This window comes from Nocardioides euryhalodurans, assembly GCF_004564375.1.
Classification (GTDB): domain Bacteria; phylum Actinomycetota; class Actinomycetes; order Propionibacteriales; family Nocardioidaceae; genus Nocardioides; species Nocardioides euryhalodurans.
The window spans coordinates 3,139,940-3,151,793 of sequence record NZ_CP038267.1 but is presented as its reverse complement, the minus strand read 5'-3'; the positions used below and the strand labels follow the sequence as shown (position 1 = coordinate 3,151,793).

The following is an 11,854-nucleotide window of genomic DNA, read 5'->3' as shown; positions in this document are numbered from 1 at the left end:
GTGGGGGCCGTGCCCGACTCCGCCCAGCTCGTCATCGTCGCGAACCGACTTCCGGTCGACCGCGTCGACCTGCCGGACGGGACCCGCGGCTGGCGCCGCTCCCCCGGTGGCCTGGTCACCGCCCTCGACCCGGTGATGCGGGCCAACGACGGGGTCTGGATCGGCTGGCCCGGAGGCACGGAGTCCGACCTCGAGCCCTTCGAGGACGACGGCCTGTCGCTGGTCCCGGTCTCCCTCACCGAGGACGAGATCGAGGAGTTCTACGAGGGCATGTCCAACGCCACGCTGTGGCCGATCTACCACGACGTCGTGGCCAAGCCGGAGTTCCACCGCGAGTGGTGGGACTCCTACGTCACCGTCAACCGCCGCTTCGCCGAGAAGGCCGTCGAGGTCGCCGAGGAGGGCGCCACGGTCTGGGTGCACGACTACCAGCTGCAGCTGGTGCCCCAGATGCTGCGCGACCTGCGGCCCGACCTGCGGATCGGGTTCTACCTGCACATCCCGTTCCCCCCGGCCGAGCTCTTCGCCCAGCTCCCCTGGCGCCGCCAGATCCTCGAGGGGCTGCTCGGCGCCGACCTCGTCGGCTTCCAGATGAGCGGCGGGGCGCAGAACTTCGTCCGCCTGGTCCGCCAGCGCGTGGGCCACAAGACCCACCGCGACCTGGTCTACCTGCCCGACGGTCGCACCATCCGGGCCGCTGCCTTCCCGATCTCCATCGACGCCGAGGGCTTCGAGGAGCTCGCCCGCAGCGAGGGGGTGACCAAGCGCGCGGCGGAGATCCGCGAGGCGCTCGGCGAGGAGCGGCGGGTCTTCCTCGGCATCGACCGGCTCGACTACACCAAGGGGATCGTCGCTCGGCTGCGGGCCTTCGCCGAGCTGGTCGAGGAGGGCAAGCTCGACGTCGACGACGCCGTCTTCGTGCAGGTCGCGACCCCGTCCCGCGAGCGCGTCGAGCAGTACCGGATCCTCCGCGACGAGATCGACCGGTTCGTCGGGCGGGTCAACGGCGACCTCGGCCGGATCGGCACCCCGGCGATCAGCTACCTCCACTCCTCCTACCCGCGCGAGGAGATGGCCGCCCTGTACCGGGCCGCCGACATCATGGTCGTGACGCCGTACCGGGACGGGATGAACCTCGTCGCCAAGGAGTACGTCGCCTGCCGCTACGACGACGCCGGCGCGCTGGTGCTCTCCGAGTTCGCCGGTGCGGCCGACGAGCTGCGCCAGGCGTGGCAGGTCAACCCCTACGACATCAACGGCATGAAGAGCGCGCTGCTCGAGGCGTTCCACGCACCCGAGAAGGACACGACGCGACGGATGCGTGCGATGCGCCGGACCGTGCTGCGCAAGGACGTCGCGGCGTGGGCGCGGAGCTTCCTGGAGGGGCTCTCCGAGATCCGGCCCGAGCACGGCAAGACGGTCCGTCCGCCGCGCACCTGAACGGGACGTGGCCCCCGGGGAGCGGGTAGTTTCTCCCCATGGATCTGATCCCCAAGCCCGATCAGGTCATCTCCGCCGCCGGCAACGTCGCGCACAAGGTCCTCTACGGCGGTCTGGCCGACCTGCGGCCGATGCCGCGCACCCTCATCGACGACGGCACGCTGCGCGAGGTCTACCACTACCGGCCCGCCGCCAAGGTCCGCGAGCAGGGCGATCCCGTGCTGCTCGTGACCCCGCTGGCGGCGCCGTCCTCCTGCTTCGACCTGCGCCGCGGGTGCTCGCTGGTCGAGCACCTCGTCGGGCAGGGGCGACCGACGTACGTCGTGGAGTACGGGCGGGTGTCCTTCAAGGACCGCAACCTCGGCATGGAGCACTGGATCGACGAGGTCGTCCCGACCGCGGTCCGCGAGGTGTCCGCCCACGCCGGCGGGCGGCCCGTGCACCTGGTCGGCTGGTCGCTCGGCGGGATCTTCGCGCTGCTGACCGCGGCCGACGACGCCGCGCTCCCGATCGCCTCCCTCACCGTCCTCGGTGCGCCGGTCGACGTGGCGCGGGTGCCGTTGGTGGCGCCGCTGCGGCCGCTGCTCAACGCGACCCAGGGCCGCGGTGCGATCACCCGTGCCTACCAGGCGATCGGGGGCGCGCCGACGCCGCTGGTCCGGTGGGCCTTCCAGCTCTCGTCGTTCCAGAAGCTGGTGACCAAGCCGCTCGCCGTCGCCCAGAACCTCGACGACACCGACTTCCTGGCCCAGCTCGAGGCGGTCGACCGCTTCACCGACGACATGCTCGCCTACCCGGGTCGGACCTTCGGCCAGCTCTACCACCGCTTCGTCAAGGGGAACGCTCTCGTCGAGGGCAGCTTCGAGCTCGGGGACCGGACGATCCGGCTCTCCGACATCACCGCCCCGGTGCTGGCCTTCGGGGGTGCCACCGACGGGATCGCGCCGATCGCGGCGGTCAACGCCGTCGTACCCCTGCTCTCCGGGGCGGCGGAGGTCCGCTTCGAGGTCGTCCCCGGTGGGCACCTCGGGATGCTGACCGGCCGCGCCGCCCGTGGGGCCACCTGGCCGATCATCGACGAGTGGATCGACCAGTGGTCCGCCGCAGCAGGCGCCGAACCGGTCGAGCCCACCCCGGCCCGTCCGACCGAGCCCTCCCGCGAGTCGATCGGCGCCAACCCGACCCGCCGCTACGGCTCGGGCGGGTCGCGCTCGCTCGCTCGCCGATAGTCCGCCGCCCGATGCGTCACTTTCACGCGTCGGGAGACGTCTGGGGCGGCGGACTATCCCGCTGTCAGGGCGTGAGCCCGCGCGACTCCAGCCACGTCCGGGCGGCGGTCCTCGAGGCCCGGGCGAGCCAGGCGTCCTGGACGACCTCGGCGAGCTCGTCACGGGTGAGCCGATCCAGGTGGGCTGCCCGGAGCAGCACCGAGGGGTGGCCGTCGAAGTGCGGCGTCGTGAAGAACGGCGTCGACGCGTCGAGCACCATCGCCTGCTTGGCCGCCTCCGACTCGACCCAGAAGACGATGACGTCGTCGTAGCGGACCCCCGTCTCGGGGTCGACCGCGTCCGGCCGCGGGGTCCGGAAGAAGACGAAGCTGCGACGCGAGACCTGGTAGACCGCCACGCCTCCCTCGGCCAGCGTCACCCCCGGCATCGCGCGGGCGAGCTCGTGCACGTCCTCGACGGTGGCCGGGCGGCTCATGCCGTCCAGCGTACGGGCGGTCGGGGGACTGGTCGGCTTCCCCGCCTGAGCGGGAAACCGACAGCCCCCACCCCCGCCCCGATACCGTTCCCCCATGAGCGCGCTGGCCGGCCTGGTGGACAAGGGGCTGGTGGCGCCGGACTGGGCGGAGGCGCTGGCCCCGGTCGACGACCGGATCGGCGCGATGGGGCAGTTCCTGCGGGACGAGCTGGCGGCGGGGCGGCCCTACCTGCCGGCCGGCGACGCGATCCTTCGGGCGTTCGAGCAGCCCCTGGCCGACGTACGCGTGCTCGTGGTGGGGCAGGACCCCTACCCCACCCCCGGCCACCCGATCGGGCTGAGCTTCGCGGTCGCCCGGGACGTCCGGCCACTGCCGGGCAGCCTGCGCAACATCTACACCGAGATCCGCTCCGACCTCGGCCTGACTCCGCCCGACCACGGCGACCTCACGGCGTGGACCGAGCAGGGCGTGATGCTGCTCAACCGGGTGCTGACCGTCCGGCCCGGAGAGCCCGCCAGCCACCGCGGCCGGGGGTGGGAGGAGGTCACGTCCTGCGCCATCGACGCCCTCGTCGCGCGGGGCGGGCCCTGCGTGGCGATCCTCTGGGGCCGCGACGCGCAGACCCTCAAGGGGCAGCTCGGGCCGATCCCGTGGGTCGAGTCGGCCCACCCGTCGCCGCTGTCGGCCAGCCGCGGCTTCTTCGGGTCGCGACCGTTCAGCCGGGTCGACCGGCTGCTCGAGGAGCAGGGTGGCGCACCGGTTGCGTGGGGCCGCGGCTGGGAATAAAGTTCAATCTTCAACTATTGGGGTGGACATGAACGACCGCATGCCTGCGCTGTACCTCGGCCACGGAGCGCCGCCGCTCCTCGACGACCCGGTGTGGTCCGGACAGCTCGCCGCGTGGGCGGCCGACCTCCCCCGCCCGAAGGCGATCCTGATCGTCAGCGCGCACTGGGAGTCGGCGCCCGTGATGTTGTCGGCGAGCCACGCTCCCCTGGTCTACGACTTCGGCGGCTTCGCGCCGAAGTACTACCAGATGACCTACGAGACCCCCGACGCCTCCGCACTCGCCCAGCGGGTCGCCGCGATGATGCCCGCGACCGAGCCGGTGCACCAGCACGTCAGCCGCGGTCTCGACCACGGCGCGTGGGTCCCGCTGCGGATCATGTACCCCGAGGCCGACATCCCGGTCCTGCAGATGTCGCTCCCGACCCAGGACCCCGCCCGGCTGCTCGCCCTCGGCGAGCGCCTCCGCCCGCTGCGCGACGAGGGCGTCCTGGTCATCGGCTCCGGCTTCCTCACCCACGGCCTCCCGTTCCTCACCGAGTTCCGCATCGACGCCGCCGTCCCCGGCTGGTCCTCCGACTTCGACGCCTGGGCCGGCGAGGCGCTGGCGCGAGGCGACGTCGACGCGCTGGCGGCGTACGGCTCTCAAGCGCCCGGGATGCCGTACGCCCACCCCACCGTGGAGCACTACACCCCGCTCTTCGTGACCCTCGGCGCGGCGAGCAACCCCGAGGAGCCGGGCGAGCAGGTCATCGACGGGTTCTGGATGGGGCTGTCGAAGCGGTCGCTGCAGGTCGCCTGAGCAGGCGCCCGCTCCACGCCCCGAGCGCGGTCCACGCACCGGTCCCGGTGACCGGAGCGTGAGACGGCGGTAGCGCGCCCCGACCCCCGATTGTATACATTCGGGACGAACGGACCGCCTCCCGCAAGGAGAAGAACCGTGTCACCCAGGCATGCTCGGATGCCCGCCCGGACCGCGACAGCAGCACTCGCCGGTCTCACCCTGCTGCTCGTCGGCTGCTACCCCGTCCAGCCCCGCGCCGCGACGCCGGAGCGCCCCGACGTCACCACCGTCAGCGCCGAGGGAACCTCCGTGGAGGACGGCGGGGACCTGGTGATGGGCCTCTCCGCGGACCCCGACCAGCTGGACCCGACGACGTCCTCCTCCCTGTACACGCGCTACGTCATGAGCTCGATCTGCGAGAAGCTCTACGACATCGACGCCGAAGGCGAGCTGGTCCCCCAGCTCGCGACCGCCCTGCCCGAGCTCCGCGACGACGGCCGCACCGTCCGCATCCCTCTCCGCACCGGGGTCGAGTTCGCCGACGGCACGCCGTTCGACGCGGCGGCGGTCCGCACCAGCCTCGAGCGCCACCTCACCAAGGAGGACTCGGCGCGCGCCGCGGAGATGGGACCGGTGAAGGAGGTCGCCATGGTCGACGACCGCACCGTCGAGCTCCGCTACGACCAGCCGTTCGGCCCGATCACGGCCTCGCTCGCCGACCGGGCCGGGATGATCATGTCGCCGACGGCGCTCGAGGAGCTCGGTGACGACTTCGGCAACGCCCCGGTCTGCGTGGGGCCCTTCCGGTTCGTGGAGCGGGTGCCGGCCACCGAGATCCGCGTCGAGCGGGACCCCCGCTACTACGCGGCCGACGAGGTCCGCCTCGACTCGATCACCTACCGGATCATGACCGACGCCAACATCCGCGCCGCCAACCTCCGTTCCGGCGACGTGCAGGTCGTCGACTCGGTCTCGCCGACCTCGATCGAGTCGCTGCTGCGAGAGCCCGGCATCGGCCTCCTGCAGACCGGGTCGCTGGGCTACCAGGGCATCACCTTCAACGTCGGGAACGCCGACGGGGTCGGGGAACCGCCGGGCGAGGTGGACTCCCCCCTCGCCGACGACCGCCGGGTCCGCCAGGCCTTCGAGCTCTCGCTGGACCGTGCGGCGCTGGTGAACTCGGTGTTCGACAACTGGTTCCAGCCGGCCTGCTCGCCGATCTCACCCGAGACGAGCTTCGCGACCAAGGCCAGCAACGCGTGCCCGCCGTACGACCCGGAGCGCTCGCTCGAGCTGCTCGAGGAGGCCGGCCTCGAGACGCCCGTGCAGCTGTCGATGAAGGTCTCCAACACCCCCGACACCCTCCGGCTCGCGCAGGCCATCCAGGGCAGCGTCGCCAAGGGCGGCTTCGAGATCGAGATCGAGCCGGTCGAGTACACCACCCTGCTCGACGCCCAGACCCGCGGCGACTTCCAGCTGCTGCAGCTCGGCTGGTCGGGACGGATCGACCCCCACGGCAACATGTACTCCTTCCTCGCCACCGGCCAGTCCTCGAACTACTCCGGCTACAGCGACCCCACGGTCGACCGGCTCCTGAAGAAGGCCGCCCGGCAGGTCGGGACCGCCGAGCGCGCGGAGACGTACGGCGAGGTGGTCCGCCTCGTCCACCGGGACGACCCGCTGATCTACCTCTACCGGCAACGCAACCTCACCGCCTACTCCGAGGACGTCGTGGGTGTCTCGACGTACGCCGACGGGGTGGTGCGGCTCAGCCGGGCCGGCTTCGTGGAGGGAGACGACTGATGGCGCGCTACCTGCTCCACCGGCTCTGGCAGTCGCTGGTGACCCTCTTCCTCGCCTCGGTCGTGGTGTTCGTGGGCGTCCGTGCCCTCCCCGGCGACCCGGCGCTCGCGCTGGCCGGGGAGGAGGCAGACCCGGCGACCCTCGCCGCCGTCCGCGCCGACCTCGGCCTCGACCAGCCCCTCGTCGTCCAGTACGGCGCGTTCGTCAAGAACCTCTTCCGGGGCGACCTCGGGACCTCCATCGCCACCGGCACGCCCGTGACCGACCTGATCGCGACCACGCTGCCGGTCACCCTGTGGCTGTCGCTGTACGCGCTCACGGTCGCGGTGGTGATCGGCATCGGGGCCGGCGTCGTGGCGGCCGTGCACCGCGGCCGGTGGCCCGAGTGGATCGCCAACGGCTTCACCCTGATCGGTCTCTCGGTGCCGAGCTTCTGGCTGGGGATCCTCGCGATCCTCTACCTCGCGGTGGGGCTGCGGTGGTTCCCCGCCTCCGGCTACGTCCCGGTCCTCGAGGAGCCGTTGCGCGGGCTCTACTACCTGACCCTCCCCGCGCTGGTGCTCGGCACGGCACTGGCGGCGGTCATCATGCGGCAGACCCGCTCCTCGATGCTGGAGACACTCTCCGCCGACTACGTGCGCACCGCCCGCGCCAAGGGGATGCGGGAGCGCCGGGTGCTGAGCCGGTTCGCGCTGCGCAACTCGATGATCGTCGTGGTGACGATCATCGGCCTGCAGCTGGGCGGCCTGGTGTCCGGCGCGGTGGTGACCGAGCGCATCTTCGGCCTCCCGGGCTTCGGGAAGCTGACCCTCGACTCGGTGTTCACCCGCGACTACCCCGTGATCCAGGCGGTCGTGATCATCACGACGCTCGCCTACATCGTCATCAACCTGGGGATCGACGTCCTCTACTCCCTGATCAATCCCCGGATCCGAGTGGGAGGCAAGGCCTGATGAGCGAGGCAACCCCTGTCGTGACCGCCAGCCCGGAGGGCCTCGCCGGCCCCAGCACCGTCGACCTCGGCCGGGCGCGCGGCCAGGTGCTCCGGCAGCTGGTCCGCAACCCGATGGGCATCGTCGGCGGCGCACTGCTGCTGCTGGTGGTCGCCACCGCCGTGCTGGCGCCGCTGCTGGCGCCGTACTCCCCCTCGGAGGTCCACTTCGACACCCCGTTCCAGCGGCCCTTCACCGTCGGCTTCCCGCTCGGCACCGACGACCTGGGCCGCGACGTGCTGTCGCGGATCGTGTACGGGACCCGGGTCTCGCTGCTCGTCGGCCTGCTGTCGGTCCTGCTCGCCGTCCTCGTCGGCACCCCGCTCGGCCTGCTGGCGGGTTACTGGGGCTGGCTCGACGTCCTGGTGAGCCGGCTGACCGACCTGACCCTGGCCTTCCCGTTCCTGATCATCGCGGTCGGCCTCGCGGCCATCAACGGCCCGTCGGTGACCAACGCCGCGATCGCCCTGGGCATCGCCCAGGTCCCGACGATGGTGCGCGTGGTGAGGGCCGAGACGCTGCGCTTCAAGGAGCAGGAGTTCGTGCTGGCGGCCCGCAGCCTGGACGCCTCCGGACCGCGCATCCTGGCCCAGCACATCCTCCCGAACGCGCTCCCGGCCGTGATCGTGCAGGCCACGGTGATCATGCCGGTGGCGGTGATCGGCGAGGCGCTGCTGTCCTTTCTCGGGCTCGGCATCCAGCCGCCGACGCCGAGCCTCGGGATCATGCTCTCGGACGCCCAGCAGTACATCTTCCGGGCACCGACCGCGGCGATCTTCCCCGGGCTCGCGATCGCGGTGATCTGCCTGGGGTTCAACCTCTTCGGCGACGCCCTCCGCGACGCCCTCGACCCGACGACCAGGAAGCGCTGACCGTGACGCCCGAACCCCAGACCTCCGGCTTCACGCCGCCGGACGCGTTCACCACCCGCCCGACGCTGCAGGGCCGCTTCGGCATGAGCGCCTCCACGCACTGGGTCGCCAGCTCCACCGCCCAGGCGGTGCTCGAGCGTGGCGGCAACGCCTTCGACGCGGCGGTCGCCGCCGGCTTCGTGCTGCACGTCGTCGAGCCCCACCTCAACGGCCCCGGTGGCGACCTGACCGCGGTGGTGGCGACCGCGGACGACCCCGCGCCGGTCGTCGTCGTCGGCCAGGGCCCCGCCCCGAAGGGCGCGACCATCGAGCACTTCCGGGACGAGGGGCTGGACCTCGTCCCGGGCGCCGGTGCCCTGGCGGCCGCCGTGCCGGGGGCGGTCGACGCCTGGCTGATGCTGCTGACCGAGCACGGCACTTGGGAGCTCGCCGACGTGCTCGAGTTCGCGATCACGTACGCCGCGGAGGGCCAGCCGGCGCTCGACCGCGTCTGCTCCACCATCGCCGGGGTGGCCGACCTGATGACCGAGCACTGGCCGACCTCGGCCGCGGTGTGGCTGCCCGGCGGCGAGGTCCCCAGGCCCGGTGACGTGCTCAGGCTCGAGCAGTACGCCACCACGCTGCGGCGCCTCGTCGCGGCCGGGGACGGCGCGGCCACCCGCGAGGACCGGATCGAGGCGGCCCGGCGGGCGTGGGGCGAGGGGTTCGTGGCGGAGGCCGTGGAGGCGTTCGTCCGCACGCCGCACCGCCACTCCTCGGGGACCGACCACGCCGGCGTGGTCACCGCGGCCGACCTGGCCGGCTTCCGGGCGAGCACCGAGCCGGCCCTGACCCGCGACTTCCACGGCGTGACCGTCGCCAAGACCGGGCCGTGGGGGCAGGGTCCGGTGCTGCTGCAGGCCCTCGCGATCCTGGAGGGGTACGCCCCCCACGAGGTCGACCCGTCGACCGCGGACGGCGCCCACCGGGTGATCGAGACGCTCAAGCTCGCCCTGGCCGACCGCGACGCCCACTACGGCGACCCGGACCCCGCGGGCGACGTCCCGACGGCGCCGCTGGAGGTGCTGCTCTCCCCCGAGTACGCCGCCACCCGGCGCGCCCTGATCGGCGACCGCGCCTCCCACGAGCTCCGGCCCGGCTCGGTCGGCGGCGCGACGCCGTACCTCCCGCCGCTGTCGACCGACCGCGACGGCGGCGCCGGGGCGGGCGAGCCGACGGTGTCGGTGAGCGGCCGTACGCGGGGCGACACCTGCCACGTCGACGTCGTCGACCGGTGGGGGAACTTCGTCTCGGCCACGCCCTCGGGCGGATGGCTGCAGTCCTCCCCGATGATCCCGGAGCTCGGCTTCTGCCTGGGCACCAGGCTCCAGATGACCTGGCTCGACGAGCGCTCTCCCTCGGCGCTGCGGCCCGGACGCCGACCGCGGACCACGCTGTCGCCGACGCTCTTGCTGCGCGACGGCCGACCCTGGTGCGCGCTCGGCACGCCGGGAGGCGACCAGCAGGACCAGTGGCAGCTGCTCTACCTCCTGCGCACGATCCTCGGCGGCTACACGCCGCAGCAGGCGATCGACGCGCCTGCCCTGCACACCACGTCGATGCCGGGCTCGTTCTGGCCCCGCAACTGGACCCCGGGCGGCGCCGTCGTCGAGGACCGGCTCGGCGAGGACGTCATCGCCGACCTCGAGGCGCGGGGCCACGTGGTCACGCGGGCCGGGGACTGGGCGCTGGGGCGGCTCTCGGCCGTCACCCGCGACCCCCGGACAGGCCTGATGAGCGCCGCCGCCAACCCGAGAGGAGCCCAGGGCTATGCCGTCGGACGTTGAGGCACCCACCCCGGACGAGCAGGCGACGCCGTTGCTGTCGCTGCGCGACGTGGAGGTCAGCTATGCGGGGACACCGGTCCTGCACGGCATCGACCTGGACATCGCCGAGGGCGAGCGCGTCGCGCTGGTCGGGGAGTCCGGGTCGGGCAAGTCGACCACCGCAGCGGCCGTGCTCAACCTGCTGCCGCCCGGAGGCGTCGTCACCCGCGGCCAGATCCTCTTCCGCGGCGAGGACGTCGCCCACGCCGACCCGCGCCGGCTGCGGGGACTGCGCGGCAAGGAGGTCGGCCTGGTCCCGCAGGACCCGATGTCCAACCTCAACCCGGCCACCCGGGTCGGCCAGCAGGTCGCCGAGACCCTCGTCGCCCACGGCGTCGCCACCGGCGCCGAGGCCCAGCGCCGAGCCGTGGAGCTGCTCGGCGAGGCCGGCATCCCGGAGGCCGACCGCCGGGCCCGGCAGTACCCGCACGAGTTCTCCGGCGGCATGCGGCAGCGGGTGCTGATCGCCATCGCCCTGGCCTGCGGACCGGACCTGCTGATCGCCGACGAGCCCACCTCGGCGCTCGACGTCACCGTGCAGCGGCAGATCCTCGACCACCTCGAGGGACTGCGCTCGGCGGCCGGCACCTCCCTGCTGCTGGTGACCCACGACCTCGGCCTCGCGGCCGACCGGGCCGACCGCGTCGTGGTCATGTCGCAGGGGCGGATCGTGGAGCAGGGCCCCGCCCGCCGCATCCTGGGCGACCCGCAGCACGACTACACCCGACGACTCGTCGCCGCGGCGCCGTCGACCACCAGCACCACCAGCCTCGCCGTGCGCCCGCAGCCCCCCTCGGCCGTCGACGCGGCGAACGGGACGGTGCCGATCCTCTCCGTCACCGACCTCCACAAGGAGTTCCGGATCCGGGGGCGCAGCGAGCCCCTGACGGCGGTGGACCACGTCTCGTTCACGGTCCCGAGCGGCACCACGGCGGCGATCGTGGGCGAGTCCGGCTCGGGGAAGACGACGGTCGCCCGGATCGCGCTGGGCCTGGAGGCCCCGACCGGCGGCGAGGTCGAGGTCGACGGGGTGCCCGTCACGACCGCCCGGGGTGCGCAGCGGCGGGCGATCCGGCGCGCGATGCAGCCGGTGTTCCAGGACCCGTACGCCTCGCTGAACCCGATGTTCACGATCGAGCACATCATCGCCGAGCCGCTGCGGGTCTTCAGGACGGGCGACCGCCGCGCCCGGCGGGCACGGGTGGCCGAGCTGCTCGACCACGTGGCGCTCCCCCACAGCGTGGCGCAGCGCCACCCCAACGAGCTCTCGGGCGGCCAGCGGCAGCGGGTCGCGATCGCCCGTGCGCTGGCCCTCGACCCGCGGCTGGTGATCTGTGACGAGGCGGTCTCGGCGCTCGACGTGCTCGTGCAGGACCAGATCCTCCGGCTGCTCACCGACCTGCAGCGCGACCTCGGGCTGTCCTACCTGTTCATCACCCACGACCTCGCGGTCGTCCGGCTGATCGCCCACGAGGTGCTGGTGATGCGGCAGGGTCGGGTCGTGGAGGAGGGCACCGTCGCCGACGTCTTCGACCGTCCCCGGTCCGGCTACACCCGCGAGCTCCTGGCCGCCATCCCCGGGACCGAGGTCTTCGCATGAGGCCGCG

The 11,854-nt window shown here is 72.9% G+C and carries 10 protein-coding genes; 9 read left to right on the top strand and 1 reads right to left on the bottom strand.

The window, feature by feature from the left end; all coding sequences use genetic code 11:
• Positions 1–9: 9 nt before the first annotated feature.
• Both EXE57_RS15155 and EXE57_RS15150 read left to right on the top strand, forming a co-directional pair.
• The gene (locus EXE57_RS15155) at positions 10–1,440 is read left to right on the top strand and encodes an alpha,alpha-trehalose-phosphate synthase (UDP-forming) (RefSeq protein WP_135078910.1); all 1,431 of its coding nucleotides are present in this window, start codon (positions 10–12) and stop codon (positions 1,438–1,440) included.
• Positions 1,441–1,478: 38 nt separating this feature from the next.
• On the top strand, positions 1,479–2,669 hold the full coding sequence (locus EXE57_RS15150; protein WP_135078908.1) for an alpha/beta fold hydrolase: 1,191 nt from the start codon (positions 1,479–1,481) through the stop codon (positions 2,667–2,669).
• Positions 2,670–2,733: 64 nt separating this feature from the next.
• Here the strand turns inward: EXE57_RS15150 and EXE57_RS15145 are convergent, their stop codons facing one another.
• Positions 2,734–3,144 carry an MmcQ/YjbR family DNA-binding protein gene (locus EXE57_RS15145; protein ID WP_135078906.1) on the bottom strand — a complete coding sequence of 137 codons (411 nt, stop codon included), beginning with the start codon at positions 3,142–3,144 and terminating at the stop codon, positions 2,734–2,736.
• 94 nt (positions 3,145–3,238) lie between these two features.
• On the opposite strand from EXE57_RS15145, the gene EXE57_RS15140 reads away from it, so the two are divergent.
• The 7 genes from EXE57_RS15140 (at position 3,239) to EXE57_RS15110 (ending at position 11,847) form a co-directional block, all read left to right on the top strand.
• Positions 3,239–3,931 carry a uracil-DNA glycosylase gene (locus EXE57_RS15140; RefSeq protein ID WP_135078904.1) on the top strand — a complete coding sequence of 231 codons (693 nt, stop codon included), beginning with the start codon at positions 3,239–3,241 and terminating at the stop codon, positions 3,929–3,931.
• 40 nt (positions 3,932–3,971) lie between these two features.
• Positions 3,972–4,733 carry a dioxygenase family protein gene (locus tag EXE57_RS15135; RefSeq protein WP_135078902.1) on the top strand — a complete coding sequence of 254 codons (762 nt, stop codon included), beginning with the start codon at positions 3,972–3,974 and terminating at the stop codon, positions 4,731–4,733.
• A gap of 159 nt (positions 4,734–4,892) precedes the next feature.
• On the top strand, positions 4,893–6,518 hold the full coding sequence (locus EXE57_RS15130; RefSeq protein ID WP_135078900.1) for an ABC transporter substrate-binding protein: 1,626 nt from the start codon (positions 4,893–4,895) through the stop codon (positions 6,516–6,518).
• Entirely contained in the window at positions 6,518–7,471 is a 954-nt protein-coding gene (locus EXE57_RS15125) for an ABC transporter permease (protein ID WP_135078898.1), read from the top strand. The genes EXE57_RS15130 and EXE57_RS15125 overlap by 1 nt, the downstream gene beginning before the upstream one ends.
• Positions 7,471–8,382, top strand: coding sequence for an ABC transporter permease (locus tag EXE57_RS15120; RefSeq protein WP_135078896.1), 912 nt, complete (start codon positions 7,471–7,473; stop codon positions 8,380–8,382). Before EXE57_RS15125 ends, EXE57_RS15120 begins: the two co-directional genes overlap by 1 nt.
• Positions 8,383–8,384: 2 nt before the next feature.
• Positions 8,385–10,208: a gamma-glutamyltransferase family protein gene (locus EXE57_RS15115; RefSeq protein WP_341869394.1), complete on the top strand. Its 1,824-nt coding sequence runs from the start codon at positions 8,385–8,387 to the stop codon at positions 10,206–10,208.
• Positions 10,192–11,847 (top strand): dipeptide ABC transporter ATP-binding protein, encoded by a 1,656-nt coding sequence (locus tag EXE57_RS15110; protein ID WP_135078894.1) that lies wholly within the window; start codon positions 10,192–10,194, stop codon positions 11,845–11,847. The genes EXE57_RS15115 and EXE57_RS15110 overlap by 17 nt, the downstream gene beginning before the upstream one ends.
• The last annotated feature ends 7 nt before the right edge of the window (positions 11,848–11,854 follow it).